At 72.3% G+C, this 22,175-nt stretch carries 19 protein-coding genes; 2 read left to right on the top strand and 17 right to left on the bottom strand.

Annotated elements, in window-relative coordinates; translation table 11 throughout:
- Positions 1–81: 81 nt before the first annotated feature.
- The 7 genes from RFN52_RS21825 to RFN52_RS21795 form a co-directional block, all read right to left on the bottom strand.
- Positions 82–1,689: an FAD-dependent monooxygenase gene (locus RFN52_RS21825; RefSeq protein WP_184848254.1), complete on the bottom strand. Its 1,608-nt coding sequence runs from the start codon at positions 1,687–1,689 to the stop codon at positions 82–84.
- The gene (locus tag RFN52_RS21820; protein ID WP_184848253.1) at positions 1,686–2,726 is read right to left on the bottom strand and encodes a methyltransferase; all 1,041 of its coding nucleotides are present in this window, start codon (positions 2,724–2,726) and stop codon (positions 1,686–1,688) included. The genes RFN52_RS21825 and RFN52_RS21820 overlap by 4 nt, the downstream gene beginning before the upstream one ends.
- A gap of 199 nt (positions 2,727–2,925) precedes the next feature.
- Entirely contained in the window at positions 2,926–4,491 is a 1,566-nt protein-coding gene (locus RFN52_RS21815) for an MDR family MFS transporter (protein WP_184848252.1), read from the bottom strand.
- Positions 4,492–4,711: 220 nt separating this feature from the next.
- Positions 4,712–5,689: a quinone oxidoreductase family protein gene (locus RFN52_RS21810; RefSeq protein WP_184848251.1), complete on the bottom strand. Its 978-nt coding sequence runs from the start codon at positions 5,687–5,689 to the stop codon at positions 4,712–4,714.
- A gap of 156 nt (positions 5,690–5,845) precedes the next feature.
- Entirely contained in the window at positions 5,846–6,823 is a 978-nt protein-coding gene (locus RFN52_RS21805) for a quinone oxidoreductase family protein (protein WP_184848250.1), read from the bottom strand.
- Positions 6,824–6,915: 92 nt separating this feature from the next.
- Positions 6,916–7,917 (bottom strand): methyltransferase, encoded by a 1,002-nt coding sequence (locus tag RFN52_RS21800; RefSeq protein WP_184848249.1) that lies wholly within the window; start codon positions 7,915–7,917, stop codon positions 6,916–6,918.
- A 94-nt stretch (positions 7,918–8,011) separates the two neighbouring features.
- Positions 8,012–9,568, bottom strand: coding sequence for an FAD-dependent monooxygenase (locus RFN52_RS21795; protein WP_184848248.1), 1,557 nt, complete (start codon positions 9,566–9,568; stop codon positions 8,012–8,014).
- A 149-nt stretch (positions 9,569–9,717) separates the two neighbouring features.
- On the opposite strand from RFN52_RS21795, the gene RFN52_RS21790 reads away from it, so the two are divergent.
- Positions 9,718–10,206: a MarR family winged helix-turn-helix transcriptional regulator gene (locus RFN52_RS21790; protein WP_184848247.1), complete on the top strand. Its 489-nt coding sequence runs from the start codon at positions 9,718–9,720 to the stop codon at positions 10,204–10,206.
- 81 nt (positions 10,207–10,287) lie between these two features.
- Here RFN52_RS21790 and RFN52_RS21785 read toward each other — a convergent pair whose 3' ends face one another.
- From RFN52_RS21785 to RFN52_RS21740, 10 genes are all read right to left on the bottom strand, one after another.
- Entirely contained in the window at positions 10,288–11,955 is a 1,668-nt protein-coding gene (locus RFN52_RS21785) for an FAD-dependent oxidoreductase (RefSeq protein WP_184848246.1), read from the bottom strand.
- Between the two features lie 50 nt (positions 11,956–12,005).
- The gene (locus RFN52_RS21780) at positions 12,006–12,845 is read right to left on the bottom strand and encodes an ester cyclase family protein (RefSeq protein WP_184848245.1); all 840 of its coding nucleotides are present in this window, start codon (positions 12,843–12,845) and stop codon (positions 12,006–12,008) included.
- A gap of 104 nt (positions 12,846–12,949) precedes the next feature.
- Positions 12,950–13,912 (bottom strand): GNAT family N-acetyltransferase, encoded by a 963-nt coding sequence (locus RFN52_RS21775; RefSeq protein WP_184848244.1) that lies wholly within the window; start codon positions 13,910–13,912, stop codon positions 12,950–12,952.
- A gap of 178 nt (positions 13,913–14,090) precedes the next feature.
- Positions 14,091–14,864: an SDR family NAD(P)-dependent oxidoreductase gene (locus RFN52_RS21770; RefSeq protein WP_184848243.1), complete on the bottom strand. Its 774-nt coding sequence runs from the start codon at positions 14,862–14,864 to the stop codon at positions 14,091–14,093.
- Positions 14,861–16,309, bottom strand: a complete 1,449-nt coding sequence (locus tag RFN52_RS21765; protein WP_184848242.1) for an FAD-binding oxidoreductase — start codon at positions 16,307–16,309, stop codon at positions 14,861–14,863. The genes RFN52_RS21770 and RFN52_RS21765 overlap by 4 nt, the downstream gene beginning before the upstream one ends.
- Positions 16,309–16,677 carry a hypothetical protein gene (locus RFN52_RS21760; protein ID WP_184848241.1) on the bottom strand — a complete coding sequence of 123 codons (369 nt, stop codon included), beginning with the start codon at positions 16,675–16,677 and terminating at the stop codon, positions 16,309–16,311. Before RFN52_RS21760 ends, RFN52_RS21765 begins: the two co-directional genes overlap by 1 nt.
- Before the next feature lie 408 nt (positions 16,678–17,085).
- The gene (locus RFN52_RS21755) at positions 17,086–17,637 is read right to left on the bottom strand and encodes an O-methyltransferase (protein ID WP_184848240.1); all 552 of its coding nucleotides are present in this window, start codon (positions 17,635–17,637) and stop codon (positions 17,086–17,088) included.
- 131 nt (positions 17,638–17,768) lie between these two features.
- On the bottom strand, positions 17,769–18,179 hold the full coding sequence (locus RFN52_RS21750; protein ID WP_184848239.1) for a Pycsar system effector family protein: 411 nt from the start codon (positions 18,177–18,179) through the stop codon (positions 17,769–17,771).
- Positions 18,180–18,243: 64 nt separating this feature from the next.
- Positions 18,244–18,972 carry a TIGR03943 family putative permease subunit gene (locus tag RFN52_RS21745; RefSeq protein WP_184848238.1) on the bottom strand — a complete coding sequence of 243 codons (729 nt, stop codon included), beginning with the start codon at positions 18,970–18,972 and terminating at the stop codon, positions 18,244–18,246.
- Positions 18,969–20,042 (bottom strand): permease, encoded by a 1,074-nt coding sequence (locus tag RFN52_RS21740; protein ID WP_311241021.1) that lies wholly within the window; start codon positions 20,040–20,042, stop codon positions 18,969–18,971. The genes RFN52_RS21745 and RFN52_RS21740 overlap by 4 nt, the downstream gene beginning before the upstream one ends.
- Before the next feature lie 183 nt (positions 20,043–20,225).
- On the opposite strand from RFN52_RS21740, the gene RFN52_RS21735 reads away from it, so the two are divergent.
- Positions 20,226–22,121 carry an NAD-binding protein gene (locus tag RFN52_RS21735; RefSeq protein WP_184853985.1) on the top strand — a complete coding sequence of 632 codons (1,896 nt, stop codon included), beginning with the start codon at positions 20,226–20,228 and terminating at the stop codon, positions 22,119–22,121.
- The last annotated feature ends 54 nt before the right edge of the window (positions 22,122–22,175 follow it).

Genomic DNA, 22,175 nt, shown 5'->3' with positions numbered 1-22,175 from the left:
CAGGACGGCCGCGGTGCTCCGGGAAGGAGCACCGCGGCCGCTTCATGGGGCGCGCGGCGCGCCCATGCGGGCGCGTCGCGCCTAGACCCGGTCCAGCACCCCCCGCAGCGCGTCGATCGCCGCCTGGTCGACGGGCCCGCTGCGCCCCGCGGTCGTACGCCACCCCACGAACCCGTCGGGCCGTACCAGAACCGCGCCCCCGGCCAGCAGCCCGTACCGCCGCCGGAAGGACCCGTCCTGGTCCCACAGCCGCGTCCCGCGTCCGATCCGTACGACCTTCAGCGCGACACCCAACCGCTCGGCCTCCCGCTCCACCGCCCCGGTCCACCGTCCCGCCGCCTCGTCGACCAGCAGCGTGAATCCGTCGCCGTACAGGTCGATGACCGAAACCGGTCCTTCCGGCCCGTCGAGTTGGAGGTGCGGTGCCCGCGCCCCGGGCCGCGCCGAGGGGTGCGCGGGGTCCTCGACGATGGCGTCCGGCGCCCCCTCCTCCGCGGCGAAGGCCCCGGAGCGGTAGCAGTACCCGAACGTCATGGTCGTCTCGTCCAGCAGCTCCGCGGCGACGTCCTGGTACTGCTTGCCCTCCCGCACCGCGAACCGCAGCATCGCCTGCCGGACGGTCTCCTCGGCCACCGGCCGCCGCTCGGCGTCGTAGCTCTCCAGGAGTCCGGGACCCGCCGTGCCGGAGAGCACCAGGGCCAACTTCCAGGCCAGGTTGTACGCGTCCTGGATACCGGTGCTGGCGCCGAACGCCCCGGTCGGCGGCATCACATGGGCGGCGTCCCCGGCGACGAACACCCGGCGGGTCGCGAAGGTGTCCGCCACCCTCGCGGAGATGTCCCACGCGGGCATGTCCGCCGACTCGATCTTCAGCGGCAGGTCGGGCACCCCGACCGCGGCGCGCACCAGGGCGGTGCAGCGCTCCTCGGTGAAGTCCTCGGCGCGCTGGCCCTGTTCGGGGAAGAAGGAGACGTTGATGACCCAGCGGCGGTCGTTGTCGATGGGGATGACCGTGCCGCGCACCTCGGGGTTGTTGACGTACGCCGCGATGATCCGGCGGCCGCGCAGCGCCTGAGTCAGGTCGGCCTCGAAGAAGAAGCTGACGAGGTTGGTGATGGTGCCCCGGCCGTGTGCGCCGATGCCCAGCATCTCGCGCAGCGGGCTGCGGCTGCCGTCCGCCGCGATCACGTAGCGGGCGTGGATCTGCGAACTCTCGCCGGTGGACAGGTCTGTGGTGTGGGCCAGCACCCCCTCCGCGTCCTCCTGAAGCCCGTCGACCCGGGTGGAGAAGCGGACGTCCGCCCCGGCCTCGACGGCCCGCTCCCGCAGGATCGGCTCCAGCTGGTTCTGGTCGATCAGCGTCCACTGGGTGGGGCTGATCCGGCCGATGTCCTCCGGTGAGGCGCTGGGCATCCGTACGCGTTCCTTGCCGGCCAGGCTCTCGACGTGCACCAGGTCGGTGTTGCCGGAGATGGGGGAACGCCCTGCTCGTACCCGCTCCTCCATGCCGACCGCGCGGTACAGCTCCATCGTCCGCGGGTTGATGGCACGGGCCTTGGGGTGGATGGAGGTGTCGGGATGGCGCTCCACCAGGGTGGCGGCGATGCCGTGGTGGGCGAGGAAGACGGCCGCGGACAGTCCGGTCAGCCCGCCCCCGACGATGAGCACAGGGGTCCGGTGCTGCTTCATGCTGCCTCCTTGTGGGCGGTGACCAGGGTGTGGGTGCCGAGCAGGGGTTGTGCGTCGCCGTCGGTGAAGCCGGCCCCGCGCAGCCAGGCCCGGCAGTCCGCCACCCGGTACTCCGAGCCGTCGGGGCTGACCAGCCGCATGTGCAGGCTGCTGAGCAGCCGCTCCGGGTCGCTGCGGTCGTCGTCGATCATCCGGTCGTAGACGAGGACCGTGCCGCCGGGCCGCACCGCGTCGAAGACCCGGCCGAGCAGCTCGCGCCGGCGGGCGGTGTCGAAGCCGTGCAGGATGTGGCCGAGGACGACGACGTCGGCCGGCGGGATCGGGTCGGTGAAGAAGTCGCCGCCGGCGAAGACGACCTTGTCGGTCAGGCCCAGGCCCGAGATGTGCTCGGTGAACAGCGGCCGTGTCCGCTCCAGGTCGAAGCAGGTCGCCCGCAGATGCGGGTGCGCCCGCACCAGCACGGCCGCGAGGTTGCCGCGGGCGCCGCCGAGGTCGACGAACGAGGAGTGGCGGTCCCAGTCGGTGCGCCGGGCGAGTTCGGCGCCCATCCGGTCGCTGTACGCGTCGAGTCCGGCGAGGAACCGCTTCATCTTGGCGGGGTCCTGGTGCCGGTCGCCGACGAAGCCGCCCTTGTCCGGGTCGAGGTGCTGGGGCTCGCCGGAGCGCATCGCCTCGGTGAGCCGGCCCCAGGTGCCGTAGAGGGTCTCGTTGGTGAGCTCGACGAAGCCGCCGAGGTATGACGAGGAGTCCGGCACCAGATAGGCCTGCGCCAGCGGGGAGTTGCGGTAGCTGCCCTCCGTCCGCTCCAGCATCCCGAGCCCGACCAGCGCATCCAAGAAGTCCGGGACCATCCGGTGGTGGGTGCCGGTGCGTCGTGCCAGCTCCGCGGCGTCGGCGGGACTTTCGGCCAGCGCGCCGAACACGCCGAGGGTGACGGCGCTGTGCAGCACCTTGGCGGCGCAGTCGGCAATGGTCAGCCGGATGAGTGGTCCGGGGTCGACCGCCGGAGCCGCCTGCGGGTCTTCGGTCGTTGTCACACGAGCCTCCTGGTCTGCCTCTGCCTGTTCTTCGGCCTGCGTCGTACGGCTGTGCAGTGCCGACGATGGTCGCGAGCCGTCGATTCGGGCTCGAAGGGCGCTGAAGGGCGGGCCGGGGCGTGAGCGGGCGGCCGGGCGGACGCGCACGAGCCGCCGTCCCGTGCGGGACGGCGGCTCGCAGCGCGGTGGGTGCGGTGGGTCAGCTCTCCTCGACGGCCGCCTCTCCGCCCTGGTGGTCCTCGCCGCGCAGCGGGAGGTTCTTCATCGTCAGGGCGGCCACCAGTCCTAGAAGGAGGACCGGTACGGCGGTGAGGAACACGGGGGTGAGAGCGGCTGCGTACGACTGCTCGACGGCGTGGCGCACGGGCCCGGTGAGCCGGTCCAGCGTCTCGGTCGAGGACAGCGCGTCGTGGTCGATGCCGCGCAGCGCGCCCGGGGGCGTCCGGTCGGCGATCTCCTCGGTCAGCCGGTTGTAGAAGATCGAGGCGAACAGGGAGATGCCCACGGTGGTGCCCAGCTGCCGGGCGAAGGACACGGTGGCGTGGACCGCGCCGATGTCGTCGCGGGGGGCGGTGTTCTGCGCGGCCATGGTGAGCACCTGCATGTTCAGCCCGGCGGCGACGCCGAAGACCAGCATGTAGGCGATGACCACAACACGGGGTGTCCCGGTGTCCATGGTGGCCAGCAGCAGCGCCCCCGCTGTGCCGACGGCCATGCTGAGCACGGGGTACCACTTGTAACGCCCGGTCTTGGTGATCGCCGCGCCGCTGACGACGGAGGAGGCGACCAAGCCGAACATCATGGGCAGCAGCACCACTCCGGACATGGTCGGGCTGGCGCCGGTGACCACCTGGATGTAGATCGCCAGGAAGTTGACCGAGCCGAGGAAGACGATGCCCGCAGCGACGCTCACCAGCACGCTGACGCTGAAGGTGGAGTCGCGGAAGAGGTGCAGCGGGATGACGGGTTCGGTGGTCCGGCGCTCGGCGGCGACGAACGCGACGGCGAGCAGCACGGCCGCCGCGCCGAGTCCGAGGATCCGCCAGTCCAGCCATGCGTACTTCACTCCGCCCCAGCTCGCGGCCAGGGTGAGCGCGACGATTGCGGCGCTGAGCAGGACGAAGCCGGTGTAGTCGATGTGCGCGGGGCGCTCGACGCGGGGCAGGTGCAGGCAGGTGGAGACCAGCACCAGGATCACGATGCCGACGGGCAGGTTGATCAGGAAGACCCAGTGCCAGCTCAGCAGGTCGGTGAGAGCACCGCCGACGGCGGGCCCGGCCAGCGCCGCGAGGGCGAAGACGATGCCGAAGAGGTTGAAGTACTTGGCGGCCTCGCGCGGGTTGAACAGCTCGCCGATGATGGCGAGCACGGAGACGAAGAGGCCGCCGGCGCCGATGCCCTGCACGGTGCGGAACAGGATGAGCTGGTCCATGGACTGGGCGGCGCCGCTCAGCGCGGACCCGGCCAGGAACACCGCGACGGCGATCAGGAAGATCTTCTTCCGGCCGAAGAGGTCGCCGAGCTTGCCGTAGACGGGCGTGGTGACGCTGGCGGAGATGATGTACGCGGTCGTCACCCAGGCGAAGACGTCGAGGCCGCCGAGGTCCCCGACGATGCGGGGCAGCGCGGTGGCCACGATCTGCGAGTCCAGCATGGCCAGGAAGACGGCCAGCAGGCAGGCGGTGATGACGGGACGGATCCGGGTCTGGGGTGGGGAACCGACGGCGGTGAGCGGGCCGTCTGCCCCTGTGGTCCGGGAGGGCACGGGAATGGGCCTTTCAGGCTGGAGTGGGTGCCATCCCCGTCCCGCCGGCCGTGGTCGGCCGGCGTCGGCTGCGGTGTGGGGTCCGTCAGGGGATTGCTGTGGGCTGCGCCGTACGGCACGAGTGCCTCTCGTGCCGTACGGCGAGTGGCCGCTCTCGAACGGGGGATGGTCGTGACCGGCCACGTCGGTCGGGAGACGGTGGGTCGTCGCCGGTCCCGCGTCAGGGAACGAGGACGACCTTGCCGAGCTGGGCCCGGGCCTCCATGAGTTCGTGCGCCTTGACGGCCTCGTCGAGACCGAGCCGCTCGTGGACGACCGGGCGCACCTTGCCGGTGGCGATCATGTCGAGCAGGTCGCGCTGTCCCGCGGCGATCGCCTCGGGCTTGTTGTAGAGCATGGCGTACAGGGCGAAGCCGGCCACGGTCTTCATCCGGCTGAGCATCAGCGGATGGATGGGCTGGATGTCGCCGCTGGCCGAGCCGTAGAAGACCAGCCGGCCGAACTGGGCGGTCAGGGCGATGGACTTGGTGAGGATGTCGCCGCCGACGGTCTCCAGGACGACGTCCACGCCCCGGCCGTCGGTCGCCGCCCGGACCTGGTCGTCCCAGTCGTCGTCGGTGTAGTTGACGGTGACGTCGGCACCGAGGTCACGGACGAAGTCCAGCTTGGCCTGTGTACTGGCGGTGGCGATGACCTTGCCCGCGCCCATCGCCTTGGCGATCTGCACGGCGAGGTGGCCGACGCCCCCGGAGGCGGCGTCGATCAGGATCGACTCCCCCACTCTGAGCTGGCCGGCCTCCTTGATGGCGTGGTAGGCCGTCTGGGCGGGGCTGGGCAGCAGGGTGGCCTCGGCCGCGTCCATCGTGTCCGGGATGGTGATGGCCCAGGCGGCGTCGGCGGTCACGTAGTCGGCGTAGGCGCTGTGGTCGACGTCGACGACGACGCGGTCCCCGGCGCTCAGGTTGGTGACGCCCTCGCCGACTGCCTCGACGACGCCGGCGACATCGCCGCCGGGGGCGCCGGGCAGCGTGGCGTGGCCGCCGATCGGGATGCCCTGGCGGCGTTGGACCTCGGCGAACGTGACGCCGACGGCCTCGGAGCGGATCAGCACTTCGCCCGGTCCGGGCTGCGGCTTCTCCGCCTCTTCGACACGCAGCACCGAGGGGGCGCCGTGCTCGTAGTGGCGGACGATTCGCATGGTGTTCTCCCAACTAGGAGGTGTTGTCGAGCCGCGGATGGTTCTCGCGCGGCTCCGCCCAGGGATCCGGGTTACATGGTGTGAGGCAATTACATGTCTTCATGCATGCACTTGTCAACCGCACATCAGTGGTTGAATGCATGACATGAGGGGGTGTCAGGGAACGAGGACCACACGGCCGAGCTGGGAGCGCGACTCCATCAGCTCGTGCGCGGCCGCCGCGTCCTTCAGCGGCAGCTCGGCGTGGACGACCGGCCGGACCGTGCCGGAGCTCACCATGTCGAGCAGCTCTCGGGCGCCCGCGGCCATGGCGTCCGGCTTGGCGCTCATCACGCCCCACATGCTGAAGCCCATGACGATGCGGTTGTCGAAGATGTCGGCGACGTCGATGGCCGGCAGCTCGCCGCCCGCCGCGCCGTAGACCACCGTCCGCCCGAACGGGGCGGTGAGGTTCACGGACTTGGTGAGGATGTCACCGCCGACGGTCTCCAGGGCCACGTCCACGCCCCGGCCGTCGGTCGCGGCCCGCACCTTCTCGTCCCAGCCGTCCTCGCCGTAGTCGACGGTGACGTCGGCGCCGAGCGAGGCGGCGAAGGACAGCTTCTCCGCTCCGCGGGCGGCGGCGATGATCTGGCCCGCGCCGAGCGCCTTGGCCATCTGGACCAGCAGATGCCCGATGCCACCCGCGGCGGCGGTGATCAGTACGGTCTCACCGGGCTGGAGCTTCGCGGCCGTGACGATCACGTGGTAGGCGGTCTGGCCCGGGATGGGCAGCGAGGTGGCCTGGCCGGGATCGATCCCCTCGGGGACGGTGAACAGCCAGTCGGCCTGGGTGACGACGTACTCGGCGTACCCGTCGGCGGCGACACCGGTGACCACCCGGTCACCGACCTTCACCTGGTCGACGCCCTCGCCGAGCCGCTCGACGACGCCCGCGACGTCACCGCCCGGCGAGCCGGGAAGCGTGGCGGGACCGCCGACGGGGATGCCCTGACGGCGCTGGCACTCGGCGAAGTTGACCCCGACGGCCTCGGCGCGGATCAGCACCTGGCCGGGGCCGGGGACAGGAATGTCGGCCTCTTCGAGCTGAAGCACCGAAGGGGCACCGAACTCGTGGTGTCGGACGATACGCATGGACGTACTCCTCTTTCTCTTTCATTCGCTTGCGTGCACACCGGGGTTGCTCCCGCATGCACGGCGGGGGTTCGGGGGGGGAACGGGCCGGGTCAGGCCCGCGTGAGTTCGACGAGCGAGCGCACCGGTCCCAGGTCGACGACGCGGCGCAGTGCGAGCCCGGCACCGGCGGCCAGTTCGCGCAGCTGCTCGGTGGTGCGCATCCGCCCGCCCAGGTAGATGAGCATCCGCAGGTCCAGATCCGTCTGGTCGGTCTGCACGTCGAGCAGGCCTTCGAGGACCATGACCCGGCCGCCCGGACGAACGGCTTCGGCGCAGCGCCGGAGAATCTCGGCCGCCCGGTCGTCGGGCCAGTTGAGCAGGACGTTGGACAGCAGGTACACGTCGCCGTCGGCGGGCAGCGGATCGAAGAAGCTGCCGACCACCGCACGGCAGCGCTCCTGGAGTCCGGCGTCCGCGAAGTCCCGCTCGGCCGCGGCGGCGGGCGCCTCCAGGTCGAGCAGCGTGCCCCGCGCGCCCGGGGTGGCGTCGACCACGGCCGCGAGCAGGTCACCGCTTCCGCCACCCACGTCGACGACGTGCCGTACGGACTGCCAGTGGCCCTGGGCCAGCAGCTCGGGGACGACCCAGCGCATACTCGCCGCCATCCGCCGGGCGAAGGCCTCGGCGAGCGCGCCGTCCGACTCGACGTCCGTCCAGAACTCCTGCCCGTACAGGGCGGAGTAGACGGGTTCGCCGGAGCGCACGGCATCGAGCAGGCGGAACACCGCCGCCTCGCCCCGGCCGGTGGGGCCGTCCAGGCGGAGCCAGTCACGGCCCGACTGGGGGAGGTCGTCGCGCAACAGGGCGCCGAGGTCCGTCGGTTCGTAGGCCCCGTCGGGGAGCCGGCGGTAGATCCCGGCGTTCACCAGGTGACCGAGGAGACGGCCCAGGGCGATCGCGTCCACGTCCGCCTCGCGGGCCAGCGTCTCGACCGTGACCGCTCCGGCGGCCATGTGGTCCGAGAGTCCGAGGGTGGCGGCCACTCTGATGGCCATGGGGGTGATCAGGTCGCTCTTCTCCAGTAACTCCTGCGACCAGGGGGGATTGCTCACGTCGTCCTCTCACGTGCACAAGCGGTGTGGGGGGTTGGAGTAGCTGTCGTGCCGGCCGGAGGGGCGTGCCCCTCCGGCCCTCGCCGGTCCTGCGTCAGTCGGTGCCGAACCAGGTGGTGACGGCCGCGGTCAGCGATTCGCGCAGCTCCGCCTCCGGCATGTCCCGGTCCGCGGCCCAGGCGACATAGCCGTCGGGGCGGACCAGCAGACCGGCCAGCTGCGGCTCCTCGGCGCACTCGGCCCGGACGTGCTGGAGCCGGCCGGCCCAGGAGGCGCCCGCGGCCCACTTCTCGTGGACCTGCCCGATCTGCCCGTCGCCGGTCAGGTCGAGCAGCAGACCGGTGCCGCGCTTCAGGTACTTGGGGAGCGGCCTGACGCCGTCCTCGGTCCTCAGTTCCAGGTCGCGGGCGAAGTCGCCGAGCAGCCGGTGTTCGGGACCGTCGATCGCGTAGCGGACGGTGACGCCGCTGAGCATCTCGGCGAGGTGCCGGTTCACCTGCTCCTTGCGCATGAGGTCGGTGAAGAGCTCGCGCAGCGGGGTGACGTAGGGGTCCGGGTTCATCAGCGCGATCTGCGCGCGGGTGTTGGCCAGCACCTTGCGGGCCGGCGCCTGGCGTTCGCGGTCGTAGCTGTCGAGCAGGTCCTCGGGAGCCCAGCCGTGCACCTCGGCGGCGAGCTTCCAGCCGAGGTTGAAGGCGTCCTGGAGACCGAGGTTGACGCCCTGCCCGCCGACGGGGAAGTGGGTGTGGGCGGCATCGCCCGCGATCAGCAGCCGGCCCTCGCGGTAGCGGTCCGCCTGGCAGGCGGAGTCGGTGAAGACGGAGAGCCAGCGCGGCGAGTGCGCACCGAGGTCGTCGCCCCAGATCTCGCGCAGGCTGGCGGTCAGCTCCTCCAGGGTGAGTTCCGCCCCGGGCTCGCGGTCGGCCTCGAAGTCGAAGGTGGAGACCCGGTGGTAGGTGTCGTCCAGCGGCACGCAGAACAGCAGGCCGCGTTCGGTGCGCTCCATGCCCATGGGGGCGTTCTCTCGGTCGGCGAGGATCACGTCGCCGAGCCGGGCAGTGACCCGGCCGCCGGTGCCGGGGAAGTCGATGCCGGCCTCCCGGCGGACCAGGCTGCGACCGCCGTCGCAGCCCACGGCGTACCGGGCGCGCAGGGTGTAGGTGCCGTCGGGGCCGGCGACCTCGGCCTCGACGCCGTCGGCGTCCTGGCGTATCGCGGTGACCTCGTGACCGCGTCGGATCTCGGCGCCGAACTCGGCGGCACGCTCCTCCAGCAGTCGCTCGGTCCTGGTCTGCTCGGAGAGCAGGGCGTAGCCGTGCGCGCTGTCGAGGGTGGAGAAGTCGACCCACTCGTCGAGGCCCGCGAAGTGGCCGTTGTTCCAGGACCGGGCTCCCTCGCGGAACCGCTTGAGCAGGCCGCGCCGGTCGAGGGATTCCAGGGAGCGGGCATGCAGCCCGAAGGCCTTGGAGTGCGGGGTGCGCTCGGGCAGCCGTTCGAGTACGACCGCCCGGACGCGGGAGATCCGGAGCTCCGCGGCGAGCAGCATGCCGACGGGACCGCCGCCGACGATCAGCACGTCGAAGTCGACGTCGGTGTCGTAGGTGATCTCGAAGTCGCGTTCGGACTGCTCGGGTGGCACGGACTGGGACATGGGGTTCCCCCTCGGTGGATGTGTGCGTCGAAAGTGCGCGAGAGTTGTGGCGATATATGTTCGCTCACAGGTATATGCTTTATGTCATGCAGTCGATTGAGAGCATACAGATGCTCGTCTGCCGTAATCAACTCGCTTAGAATGCGGACATGGACACTTCGACTCAGCCCCCGCCCCGGGCAGCGGATCTGCTCGACGCCGTCGGCCCCGCCTTCTCCCGGCTGCGGCGTGCGCAGGCGCTGAACGTGGAGAAGCAGGTGTCCCGCAAGGACTTCACCAGGACGCTGGTCCTCAACATCGTCCAGGACGGGCCCGACCAGGAGGGTCAGGAGATCACCGTCGGTGTCGTGGGCGAGCGGCTCGCCGTCGACCCCTCCGTGGCCAGCCGGATGGTCTCCGACTGCATCTCCGCCGGCTATCTGATCCGTGCGGCCTCGCAGCGCGACGGCCGCCGTACGATCCTGCAGCTCACCCCGGAGGGGCACGAGACGCTCGCCCGCTTCCGGCGCCACCAGCGTGCGGCCTTCGAGCGCATCACTCAGGACTGGCCGGAGGAGGAGCGGCTCGAATTCGCCCGCCTGCTCATCAAGTACGTCGACTCCGTAGGCGAGTTGCAGCACGAGTCGGGTTCTGCCTGACCCTGTGCCCTGGCCGGGTGGGCGGCCCGGCGCTCCGCACGGCAGAGGCCCGCGGCGGCGGCCGCCACGGACCTCGGCCCGCTACTTCCCGCCCGTGCGGGACTCTCGCGCGAGGACACTCCGCAGCACCGCTGCCAGCACCGCGCTCTCCTCGCCTCCCGGGTCGGCGCCCGGCGACCGCCACGCGACGACACCGTCCGGCCTGACCAGGACAGCCCCTTCCGGGCGCAGACCGCCGTAGCGCTCGGACCAGTCGCCGTCCGGGTCGGCCAGGGTGCCCGCCCCGGCGTCCGTACCCGGCACCACCCGGCGGGCGGTGATCTTCAGGCCCAGTCCGGCGGAGGCGGAGACGGCCGCCGAGATCCACTCACGGCCGTGCTCTCCGGTCAGCAGGACGAAGTCCCGCCCGAAGAGGTCGAGCGTGGACACCGTTTCACCGCCCCGCAGCAGCTCCACATACGGCGCCCGGGTGCCCGGCGCCCCGCGCAGTTCCCGCGGATCGGAGGCGACCGGGAGATCCGCGCCGTCCGGCTCCCCCACCACCGCCGTGGAGCGGTACGCCTGCCCCGACGTCACCGTCACCGCGTCCGCGACGGCGGCCTGCTGCTCCGGGGTGGCGGTGCCGGAACGCAGTGCGAGCTGGAGGGATCCCTGCTCGGCCGTGTAGACCGCCACGGGCCGCCGCTCGGCGTCGTACGTCTCCACGAGGCCGGGCCCTGCGACGCCCGCGGCCACCAGGGCGAGCTTCCAGGCGAGGTTGTGGGCGTCGGCGATACCGGTGTTGGCGCCGTAGCCCCCCGTGGGCGGGACCACGTGAGCCGCGTCCCCGGCGAGCAGCACCCTGCCGTGCACGAAGCTCTCGGCCACCTGCTCCGCCATGTCCCAGGGGAAGCGCGAGCGGATCGTCACCTCGACCCCCGGCGCTCCCACCGCGGCCCCCACCAGCTCGGCGCAGCGGTCGTCGGTGAAGTCCTCCAGGCTCTCGCCGTCCTCGGGCCGGTACCCGACGATGAGCGTGCCCCCGGTCAAGGTGTCGTCATGCACGAGAATGCCCGTGACCTGGGGGTTCTTCACATGGACCACGCTGTAGCGGCGGTCCCCCAGCACCGGGCGCAGATCCGCGCCGAACGCGATGCTCACATGGCGGGACAGCACCCCGCGCCCCTGCCGGGGCACCTTCAGCGCCTCCCGGACGGTGCTGCGCGGCCCGTCGCAGGCCACCAGGTAGGAGCTGCGGAAGGTACGGGTGCCGCCGGTGCCGTCGTCGAGGACGGCGGTGACCCCCTCCGGGTCCTCCGCGAAGGACACCAGTTCCGTGCCGAACCGGAGGTCGGCCCCGAGCTCCACCGCACGGTCCCGCAGCAGCGGCTCCAGCCGGTCCTGCGGCAGCAGAAGCAGCCGGGACGGCGTGAGGTCGCCCAGATCGTCATCGCCCTCCAGCTCCTCCTTGCTGAACAGCACCTCGCCGGCCAGCGAGGTCACCCCGGCACGGGTGCGATGCGTGGCGAACCCGGACGCCTCCCGCACGGCGGCGTCCTCGACCCCGGCCTGCCGCAGCAGTTCGCCGGTCCGGGGGTAGTACCCGACGGCCCTCGGATGGACGGACGTGCCCGGATGGCGCTCCACCAGAGTGCAGCGGACCCCGTGCCGGGCGAGGAACACGGCGGTGGACAGGCCGACGAGGCTGCCGCCGACGATCAGTACGGGTGCGCTGCCGGAAGGGCCGGAAGGTTCGGAAGCGGAGGTCATCGCGGGGTCCCTCTCTCGGATGTCGGCTTTCGGAACGGCGTCGGTCCTGCTCACGGGGTCGGCAGCCCGGCCCGCCCCAGGGCCAGGTAGTCCACGACCTCCCAGTGCTCGGCGACCTTCCCGCGTTCGATCCGGAACTGGTCGCAGGTGCGCATCTCCAGAGGCAGCCCGGAGGGCCCGCCTCCGCTCCACGCGCCGGTGAGCGTGCCGGTCCAGGTGACGAAGACCATCACCCGGTCGTCGGCGGCGACGATGTGGTCCACGGTGGTGACCAGGTCGGGGAAGGCGGCGATGTTGTCGGCGAAGAACGCCTTGAACGCGTCGAGCCCGTCCGGCACCGCGTCCGTACGCATGTTGTGGTGCCGGTAGTCCTGGTGGTAGTAGCGCTCGGCCAGCTCCAGCCGGTGCTCGCTGAAGACGTCGCGGTACGCGCCGAGCACCAGCTCCGCGTTGGCCCGCTCGGTGTCGCTGTGCGGGCCGTGCAGACCCGGGGCAGCCGGCTGACCGCTCCGGTCCGGTCCGCCGTCCACACCGTGCCCGACGAGCACGTCGCGGTCCACCACGCTCCAGTGCTCGGCGACCCTACCGTCCCGCAGGCGGTACAACTCAGCGGTATGCAACCGGAGTTCGGTACCCGAGCGGGAGCGTCCGGTCCAGGTCGCGAAGAGCATCACCCGGTCGTTGCCGGCCACCAGGTGGTCGATGTCGGCGCGCAGCGCCGGGAACGTACGGTCCGATGTCCGCCAGTCGCCCGGGTCGTGCTCGACGCAGTCGGCATGGAAGAAGCGACCCGCCTCCTCGAAGCGGCGCTCACGATAGAGCGTCCCGTACAGCTCGCGGATCAGCTCGGCGTTGCGCGTGCGCTGCCTGGCGGGGATCACGGTGGTCATGGGTTCCTCTCGGCTCGGCTCTTGATCGGGGGTCGGGGGTCGGGCACCGGGGATCGGGCACCGGGGAAACGGATGCGGGACCGGATCGGGGCGGGGCCGGCCGCTCAGGCCTTGAGCGCGTACGTCGACCAGTACGAGTCGGCCTCGAAGCCGAGCTTCCGGTTGAGCGCGACCACAGCGGTGTCGGCGGTGTCGTTGAAGACCTGGATCAGCGCGAGCCGGTTGTTCTCCCGGGCGGCCCCGAGCAGCAGTTCGCCCTTCAGCCAGGTGGCGAGACCACGCCGCCGGTGCTTGGGCAGCACCAGCGTCTCGCCGACGTCCGCCATCGGGCTGTTGCGCACGAACAAGGTGGCGTACGCGACGATCGACGTACCGTGCTCGGGCAGTGCCGCCACCACGTGGGGCACATGCCCGGCCCGCTCCGCCTCGGCCTCCCGCGCCCGTACGTCGTCGGCGGAGGGACGCCGGATCCTGGCCTGGCCGTTGACCCGCTCCTCCAGGGCGCTCCAGGCCCGGGCGTAGGACTCCACCAGGTCGTCGGGGCAGGGCCCCTGCCACGCCACCAGCCGGTAACCGGGCACCGGCCGGGTTGCGGCCGCCTCCAGCGCCGCGCGAGCGGGCCCGGCCGGGCGGAGCCGATGGCGCACGCTCTCGCCGATGAGGTCGGCTCCGAGCTCCGCCGCGAACCGCTCGCCGCCCGCCGCCCGGGGAGCGTCGGCCAGCAGCAGCTCCCGCCCGCGCTCCCGCAGCGCCACCAGCCCCGCAGCCACCAGCGCCCGCCCGGCACCGCGTCGCCGGAACCCCGGGAAAACCCACAGCGAACCGTGTCCCGGCCCGCTCGGATCTCCCAGATCGAGCCCCAGCTTCAGCACACCGGCCGGGGTGCCGCCGTCGTACGCGGCCAGCACGATCCGTTCCGTCCCGTGCCGCCGCTGGAACAGCCGCGCCAGCAGGGCCTCCGTCACCGGTGGATCACCGGGCAGTTCCAGGCTCATGGTGTCCCGGAATCCGGGAAGCAACGCGGCAATGGTCGCCGGCTCATCGCCGTCGAGGCTACGAATCTCCATGCCCCACACGGTGGCCCGGGCCTCTCGAAACATCGTCGAGGACAACTCGACACCGCGCGCGTGCGCCGGCCAGGAACGGGGGCGGAAAGAGGAGGCGGGAACGGGGCGGGCCCCGCCGCGCTCCGGGGTTCCCGGAGAGCGGCGGGGCCGTACCGTGAGCGGACGCCGGCCGGACCCGTCAGGCGCCGCCCGTCACGCGGAGCGTCTCGCCGTTGGTGTTGCCGTTGGCGGCCGAGCCCAGGAAGGTGATGGCCCGGGCCACGTCCTCGGGCGCGGACATCCGGCCCGACGGCAAGGTCTTGCCCTTCTCCTCCAAAAAGCCCGGGGGCACGTGCGCCCGCACGGTCTCGGTGCTGGTCTGGCCCGGCACGACCATGTTGACCAGGATCCCGTCGGGCCCCAGCTCCCAGGCCAGGCTGCGCATCAGCCCGAAGAGCGCGGACTTGCCCGCGCCGTAGGCCCCCGCCCCGGCCTTGCCGGTGTCCGCCAGGCCCGCGCCGAGCAGCACGATCCGGCCCCACGGCCGTCCGCGCATCCACGGCAGGACCGCCTGCAGCGTGTGGAACACGGCGTCGACGGACGTACGCAGCACCTCCTGCCACTGCTTGGCCGGCACGTCCTCGAAGCGCGGCACCGGCTGCCCGGGCCGCGGGATCGCCTCGCTCCAGACCACCGCGTTGGCCACCAACACGTCGATGCCGCCCCACTCCTCGGCGACCCGCCCCACGGCGTCCCGTATGCACCGCTCGTCCGCGAGGTCGTAGCGCACCACCAGCGCAGTCCCGCCCGCCTCGGTCACCAGCCGGGCCGTCTCCCGGGCCCCGTCCTCATTGCTGTGGTACGTGATCGCGACCTTGGCCCCCTCCTCCCCGTACGCCACGGCCGTCGCCCGGCCGATGCCCGAGGAGGCGCCGGTGACCAGTACGACCTTGTTCCGCAGATCCGTCCTCATGACTCCACCTCGGTCGTCGGGGCACGGCCGATGCTCTGCGCGTGCCGGAAGAAGTCCTCGGGGTCGTAGGCCCGCTTCACGGCGCGCAGCCGGAACCGGTTCGCGCCGAAGTACTCCGTCTCCCAGTCCCCGCCCACCCGCGAGCTGGGGAAGTTGATGTACGAGCCGCAAGCGAGCGGCGTGAGTGCCTCGGCGGCACGGTCCGCCAGCGCGGTCAGCCGCGCCGGCGCCGCCGGGTCCGCCTCCGCCTCACGGCAGGCGAACTGATAGCCGATCAGGAACCGGGCGTCCCGGTGCGCGTAGGCGGTGGCGCTGACCGGCACCCGGTTCGCCGCTCCGCCCAGCGCGATGCACAGCAGATAGCGCTCCTGGCCCACCGCGTCGAGTGCGGGATCCCAGGCATCGAGCAGTGCCGCCGATTCCGCCCGGGTCGCGGACCGGCCGGTGAGCCGGTAGCTCTGCCGGGTGTACGGGTGGCGGTGCCCCTCGGCCTCGGGCCCGGTTCCCGTACGACGGCACTGGGACACCGACTTCGAGCCGCACAGCGCCTCGTGCATCACCTCGGCATACCCGCCCCGCGCGGCGACGGTCCTGCTCAGCGGCTTGCACCCGGCCCGCTCCGCCAGTTCGTCCAGACCCTCGTGCAGGGCCTCGTCCGGACCCAGGTGCGCCCCCCAGACCCGGACCACGGGGCGCCCGCCGGGCCCGAACATGCCCGGCAGCACGACCAGAGAGGTGCCGAGCTCGTCGGGGCCGTCCACGGCCCACTCCTGCCAGGCCGTCAGCACCTCCACAGCGTCGTCGTACGCCCACAGCGTCTCGAAGCCGGTCATGGCGGGCGCGTCGATCGACCGCACCTCGAACTCCGTGACCACCCCGAAGGTGCCGCCGCCCCCGCCGCGCGAGGCCCAGTACAGATCGGGTTCCTCGGTGGGCGAGCAGCGGACGGCCCTGCCGTCCGCGAGCACGACGCGCGCGGCCGCGACCCGGTCGCTGCCCAGCCCGAACCTGCGCGTCTGCCAGCCGATCCCGCCGCCGGTCAGAAATCCGCCCGCGGCGACCGTGGGAAACGTCCCGGTGACGATCTGCCGCCCCTGGGACCGCAGGGCGTCCAGCGCGTCCAGGGACTGGACGCCCGCCCCCAGCCGCACCACGGGCCCCTCGGCGACGGCGTGGTTCATCCGGGACAGGTCGACGACCAGCCCCTCACCGGTCGACCAGCCGTTGAAGCTGTGTCCGCCGCCCCGGACGTGCAGCCGCACCCCCTGCTCCCGGGCGTGCCGCACGCACAGCGCGACATCCCGCTCGGAGGCGCAGTACGCGACGGCCGACGGCTCGATCGTGTCGTACTCGGTGTTCTGCAGCTGCCGGGCCAGAGCGAAGCCCGTCTCGTCCGGCAGAACCAGGTCCCCGTCGAGCCGGTCCCGCAGCGCCGCCGCCCGCATCAGTCGTCGATGCCGAACTTGCCGGCGGTCACCTTGGACCCCGCGTGCCCGCGCAGCTTGGTGCCCTGCGGGTCGAAGAACTCGGCACCGCCGTTGCCCTGCCACTCCGTGTCCGAGACGAACTCGCCCGACACCCGGACATGTGCCTCCCCCACGTGGTTGCCCTCGGGGTCGGCCGCCAGGATGTGGAAGCCGTACTCGAAGCTGTGCGGGCCCGTGGAGCGCCAGGTGCCCAGGCCGATGTTCTTCGTGTTGAGCTGGGTGGAGACGACCGTGCCGTCCGCCGAGAAGCAGACGAGTCCGGGGACCGCCTTGCCGTCGTCGTCCAGCTGCGTGGTCCAGGTGCCGACCAGCCGCGCGTCGCTCATGACAGATCTCCTCGATTCTCTCTGGGAACTGGGGGGTGGGGATGTCCCGGCCAGGCTTCCGGCCCGCTCTCAAGACCCGCTCGAAACGTCCTGTAGCTCGGCGGCTCCTGCGGCGGCCGGCTGACCGCGGGCCCGAACTCCGGATGCCAGAGCGCTGCCACGTGCACCGATCCGAGGGCCACCAGCGCGCGGTACGCCGGCAGCAGGAGGTAGCGAACCAGCCCTCGCCACAGGGCGCGCGAGGCGGTGCCGCGGGGTGGGACGGGGTTCTTGTCGGGGTGTCCCTCGGGCAGGAACTCCGGGTCGAACGGACGAGGGGACACGGCACTCCTAGAGGATGGCTGCGCGGATTCGTCAGGCGGGGCGTTTCCGTCGGGCGGCGCGGATCCCTCGGGCGCCGCGCATCCGTCAGGCGGCGCGGACGGCCATTTCCACGCCGCCGTCGAAGGGAAGGGGGAGCGACACATAGCCGCTGCCGGAGAACCGGACGTGGGCGATGAATTCCGCGCACAGCGCCCGCACGTCCCGTACGCCGTGGGCCACCACCACCGCGCCCGGCAGCATCCTGGGTTCCACCAGCTTCAGCAGCGGCAGGAAGGACTCCGGCGGGCCGCCGAGCAGCAGCAGGTCGACCGGTCCGGGGACGGTCGCCAGCGACCGCTCGGGACGGCCCTCCCGGACCTCCGCGTACCGTCCGAGTCCGGCCTTCTCGACCGCCGCCGCGGCGGCCTCGGCCCGTACGGTCTCCGGCTCGCAGCAGATGACCCGGCCGTGCCCGTTCTCGCTCACCGCGGCCGCGAGCCTCGCGGTGAACGACTCGTACGGACAGCCGATCTGGAGCACGGTGAGGGGACCGGCCGCCAGCACCAACTGCTGGAGGAGGGTTCCGGTGGCGGCTTCGAAGGATGGAACGGCGGAGCATTCGGCCGAAGAGCCGGTGCAGGAAACGGCATTGGGCATGCGGAACTCCCCGTCACGAGTTTCGAGACGTTCGCGGTCTCTCCGCCGAGAGTTACAGACGCCGCTCCCCTGGGCGACGGCCCTGGATGCCTTCGCGAGCGAGACTCCAGCCGCGCTCCAAACCGGGCGGTCTAGGAGAGCAGCCCCGCCAGCGTCCCCGCAAGGGTCAAGGCGAGGAACGCCGCTCCCCACGCCATCGCCTGACGTATGCGGCGGCGCTTCGCGCAGGTCGTGCGGGTGAGCAGCTGGGGCGGGGTGTCGGCCGTGGTGGCCGGCTGGGGCTTGGTCGCGAGGCTCAGGAGGACCAGGGACGGGGCGCAGGCCGCGCAGCCCGTCCAGAGGAGGAGCTGGGGGATCGTGGCGTACTGGGTGGGGGTGATGACGCCCACGGTGATCGCGGTGAGGAGGGCGGCCAGGGCCGCGCCCAGGGTGGCCAGGGTCAGGTTGGCCCGGTGGTCGGCCTTCGCCAGTTCCTCGCGGGCCGCTTCGGGCAGGAGCGGCCGGTCGAATTCCGCGGTGTGGCCGCCTCGGAGTGTGGTCATGGGTGCCCCTCGCTGATCAGCGGTTCCCTGCGGGTACCCCAACGGGGCCGTGCCATACCGCAGTTCAGGTGTTCCACGTCTCGTCGTACGGGTCGTGCGGAGTGGGGACCGGTCTCGCGGTCGTCACCTCCAGGTAGGGGATCGGGCCGTCGTTGACCGGGTCCTTCGTGCGGCGGGGTGTGTAGGTGCCGGTGATCTCCAGCCATGTGTCCGGGCGCAGGACGGGAGGGACGTTGCCCGTCAGGGCGATCTTGACCGGCTGGGCGTCCGCCGCACAGCAGTTGAGGCCCATGCGGACCAGGTAGGGGGCGCCCTTGCGGTCCAGGGTGACGAAACCGGTGATCTTCAGCTCGCGGTCGCGGAGGGCGCGGCCGTCGTCGTAGATCGCGCGGCCGGCGTAGTCGGCCACGGCGAGGCGGAGGGGGGCGTCGCCGGTGGGGAGGGCCGGGAAGCCGAAGGGCTTGGTCAGGGCCGTGCCGGTGTGGGCCGCGCTGTAGGAGCCCAGGGCCGGCGGGGCGACCAGGATCAGGGCGAGGACCGGGAGCGTGAGGAGCCAGGAGACGCGGGGTTCTCGGTGGTGGTCGTGGGTGGGGGTGCCTCGCTCGTGCGTGGCGGTGCCGCGGCGGTCGTACCAGAGGGTTGCCGCCGCCGTGACGATCAGGACGGCGCCCGCCAGGAGGACCAGGGGGCGCAGGCCCTCCTTGACGTAGCGCAGGTAGAGGTCGGTCGTGCCCGCGTGCAGGAGGGTCGCGCCGAGCAGGAAGAGGAGGGCCGTCTGGGCCAGGCGGTTCACAGCAGGACCGTTCCGGTCAGGGCCGATACGACCACGGCCAGGGCGAAGGTCGCGGGGGCGAAGCGCAGGGCGAAGGCGCGGCCGAAGGTGCCCGCCTGCATCGCGAAGAGCTTCAGGTCGATCATCGGGCCGACGACCAGGAACGTCAGACGGGCCGTCAGCGAGAACTGGGTCAGGGACGCCGCCACGAACGCGTCCGCCTCCGAGCAGATGGAGAGCAGGACGGCCAGGGCCGCGAGGAACAGGACCGACAGCACGGGGTTGCCCGCAGCGAGGCTCAGCCACTGCGCCGGGACCACCGCCTTCAGGGTCGCCGCGGCCATCGCGCCGATCACCAGGAAGCCGCCCGCGTGCGTCACGTCGTGGCGGACCGAGCCCCAGAAGGCCGCGCCCTTGCTCTGTCCCTCGTACGACGCGCGGGCCGGGGGACGCAGCCAGTCCGTGCGGCCGAGGCGGTGCCAGAGCCAGCCCATCGAGCAGGCCACGAGCAGACTGGCGACGAAACGGGCCAGGACCATCTCGGGGTTGCCGGGGAACGCCACGGCCGTCGCCGTCAGCACGATGGGGTTGATGGCGGGCGCCGAGAGGAGGAAGGCCAGAGCCGCCGCCGGTGTGACGCCGCGGCGGACCAGGGCGCCGGCCACCGGCACCGACGCGCACTCGCAGCCGGGCAGTACCGCGCCCGCCGCGCCCGCGACCGGGACCGCCAGCGCCGGGTGCTTCGGCAGGGCCCGGGCGAAGAACGACGGCGGCACGAACACCGCGATCGCCGCCGACAGCAGCACACCGAGCACCAGGAACGGCAGCGCCTGGACCATGACCGCGACGAAGACCGTCATCCAGCTCTGCATCACCGGTGCGGCCAGGGCCCCGCGGAGCGGGTCCTGGAACATCACCGCCGTCAGCAGCAAAAGGGTCAGCAGGAGCGGGGAGTTGAGGTGCCGGGCCTCCGCATCCCTGCCGCCGTCCGTCGCGGTGTCCGCAGGCCTGGCATCCCCGCTGTGGGCGTCCCCGCGCTCGGCTTGCCCAGGATCGGCGCCGTCCTGCGGGACGGTCTTCGTGATGGCCACGGGCCCGGTACCTCCGGTGGTGCGCGAGGGCATTGCCCCATTCCCTCCCCTTGCGTACGGACAGCGACGGCCGGGTGTTCACGCCCCGCGGTCCCCTTCTGGAACCGGCCGTCCCGGTGAGGCAGTCTTCTCCCCGTGGGGAGCGTTCCGAACCAAGGTCAGCCGAGTGATCCGGCCACGCACATGATCGTGTGCGGTGACGACGGGCTCGCGCACCGGCTGGCCGCCGAACTCCGCGGTGTCTACGCCGAGCAGGTCACGCTCGTCGTACCGCCCTCCGGGAGGCGGGTGCGCCGGCCTGTGGCCGGGCGGGCCCGGGCCGCTTCGGCGGCGCTGCTCGACCGGGTGGTGAGCGCGGCCGCCGGCCGGGCGGGGACGGGCGGTGCCGAACCGGCCCCGAACGACCAGGTCGTCGAGGCCGCCGAGGTCACCGACGCCGTGCTCACCGAGGTGGGCGCCGACCGGGCGGCGGCGCTCGCCCTCGTCTACGACGACGACGAGACCAACATCCGCGCCGCGCTCACCGCCCGCCGCTTCAACCCCCGCCTCCGCCTCGTACTGCGGCTGTACAACCGGCGGTTGGGGCAGCACATCGAGGAACTGCTCGACCAGACCGCGGCCGTGGCCTCCGGGGACGGGCAGGGCGCGGGCCTCGACGCGTCGACGACGGTGCTGTCCGATGCCGACACGGCCGCGCCCGCACTGGCCGCCACCGCCCTCGTCGGCACCAGCAAGGTCGTCCAGACGGAAGGACTCGTGCTGCGTGCGGTGGAACGGCAGCCGCCGCGGCCGGGCGAGGTCGCCGACCCGGGACTGTGCACCCTGGCGCTGCTGTCCGCGACGAGCAACGACCCGGCCGGCGCGGACGGTTCCGAGGGCAGCGGGGAGCACGGGCCGCAGTTGCTGCCGGACGAGGCGGCGGTGGCGGCGGCGACCGGGCGCGGCACCGTCGTCCTGGAGCAGGTGTCGTACTCCGGGCCGTCCCTGCCCCCCGGGCGGGGTGGTGTGCCGCCGTTCGCCTCGCTGTTCTCGCGGCGGCTGCGGTGGTCGCTGGCCGGGCTGGTGGCCTGTGTGCTGGCGCTCGCCGTCGGGTTGATGATCGTGACCGACGAGCACCCGCTGTATGCCACGTACGTGACGCTGCTCGATCTGTTCGGCATCAACGATCCCGCCTTCCACGACTCGACCGCGCGCCAAGTGCTGCAACTGCTGTCCGGGCTGGTCGGGTTGTTGCTGCTGCCGGTGCTGCTGGCCGCGGTGCTGGAGGCACTCGGCACGTTCCGCAGCGCCTCGGCGCTGCGCAAGCCGCCGCGGGGGCTCGGCGGTCATGTGGTGCTGCTCGGGCTCGGCAAGATCGGGACGCGGGTGCTGACGCGGCTGCGGGAGCTGCACATCCCCGTGGTGTGCGTGGAGTCCGACCCGGATGCCCGCGGGATGGCCACGGCACGGCGGCTGCGGGTGCCGGTGGTGCTCGGGGACGTCACGCAGGAGGGCGTGCTGGAGGCCGCGAAGATCCACCGAGCGCACGCGCTGCTGGCGCTGACCAGCGCGGACACGACGAACCTGGAGGCGTCGCTGTACGCACGCTCCGTGCGGCCCGATCTGCGGGTCGTGCTGCGGCTGTACGACGACGACTTCGCGACGGCCGTGTACCGCACGCTGCGGGCCGCGCATCCCTTCGCCCTCACCCGGAGCCGGAGTGTGTCGCATCTGGCCGCGCCCGCGTTCGCCGGGGCGATGATGGGTCGGCAGATCCTGGGCGCGATCCCGGTGGAGCGGCGGGTGCTGCTGTTCGCGGAGGTGGACGTGGCCGGGCATCCGCAGCTGGAGGGGCGGACGGTCGGGGAGGCGTTCCGAGCCGGGGCCTGGCGGGTCCTGGCGCTCAACACGTCACCTCCCGGTGGACGTCGGGGAGAGGCCGAGCTCCCGGGTGAGGAGCGGGTACCGGCGTCGGGACTGGTGTGGGATCTGCCTCCTACGTACGTGCTGGGGCCCGGGGACCGGGTGGTGCTGGCGGCCACTCGACGAGGGCTCGCGGAGCTGCTGGGGCGGAGGCGGCGGGAGCGGTCGGGAGCGTAACGGGACGCCCGAACGCCCCCGAGGACGCGAAACACCCGAAGGGGCCGGCACGAA

Origin of the sequence: Streptomyces collinus, from assembly GCF_031348265.1 — a bacterium.
Taxonomy (GTDB): Bacteria; Actinomycetota; Actinomycetes; order Streptomycetales; family Streptomycetaceae; genus Streptomyces; species Streptomyces collinus.
The sequence above is the reverse complement of the archived record's forward strand: the minus strand, read 5'-3'. Positions and strand labels throughout refer to the sequence as shown.

Coding starts and splice junctions, on each gene's coding strand:
- RFN52_RS21785 (WP_184848246.1), bottom strand. CDS start 11,955: ATGACCTCCGCTTCCGAACCTTCCGGCCCTTCCGGCAGCGCACCCGTA.
- RFN52_RS21770 (WP_184848243.1), bottom strand. CDS start 14,864: ATGAGGACGGATCTGCGGAACAAGGTCGTACTGGTCACCGGCGCCTCC.
- RFN52_RS21805 (WP_184848250.1), bottom strand. CDS start 6,823: ATGCGTATCGTCCGACACCACGAGTTCGGTGCCCCTTCGGTGCTTCAG.
- RFN52_RS21750 (WP_184848239.1), bottom strand. CDS start 18,179: ATGACCACACTCCGAGGCGGCCACACCGCGGAATTCGACCGGCCGCTC.
- RFN52_RS21765 (WP_184848242.1), bottom strand. CDS start 16,309: ATGCGGGCGGCGGCGCTGCGGGACCGGCTCGACGGGGACCTGGTTCTG.
- RFN52_RS21810 (WP_184848251.1), bottom strand. CDS start 5,689: ATGCGAATCGTCCGCCACTACGAGCACGGCGCCCCCTCGGTGCTGCGT.
- RFN52_RS21825 (WP_184848254.1), bottom strand. CDS start 1,689: ATGAAGCAGCACCGGACCCCTGTGCTCATCGTCGGGGGCGGGCTGACC.
- RFN52_RS21755 (WP_184848240.1), bottom strand. CDS start 17,637: ATGCCCAATGCCGTTTCCTGCACCGGCTCTTCGGCCGAATGCTCCGCC.
- RFN52_RS21795 (WP_184848248.1), bottom strand. CDS start 9,568: ATGTCCCAGTCCGTGCCACCCGAGCAGTCCGAACGCGACTTCGAGATC.
- RFN52_RS21735 (WP_184853985.1), top strand. CDS start 20,226: ATGATCGTGTGCGGTGACGACGGGCTCGCGCACCGGCTGGCCGCCGAA.
- RFN52_RS21760 (WP_184848241.1), bottom strand. CDS start 16,677: ATGAGCGACGCGCGGCTGGTCGGCACCTGGACCACGCAGCTGGACGAC.
- RFN52_RS21780 (WP_184848245.1), bottom strand. CDS start 12,845: ATGACCACCGTGATCCCCGCCAGGCAGCGCACGCGCAACGCCGAGCTG.
- RFN52_RS21775 (WP_184848244.1), bottom strand. CDS start 13,912: ATGGAGATTCGTAGCCTCGACGGCGATGAGCCGGCGACCATTGCCGCG.
- RFN52_RS21790 (WP_184848247.1), top strand. CDS start 9,718: ATGGACACTTCGACTCAGCCCCCGCCCCGGGCAGCGGATCTGCTCGAC.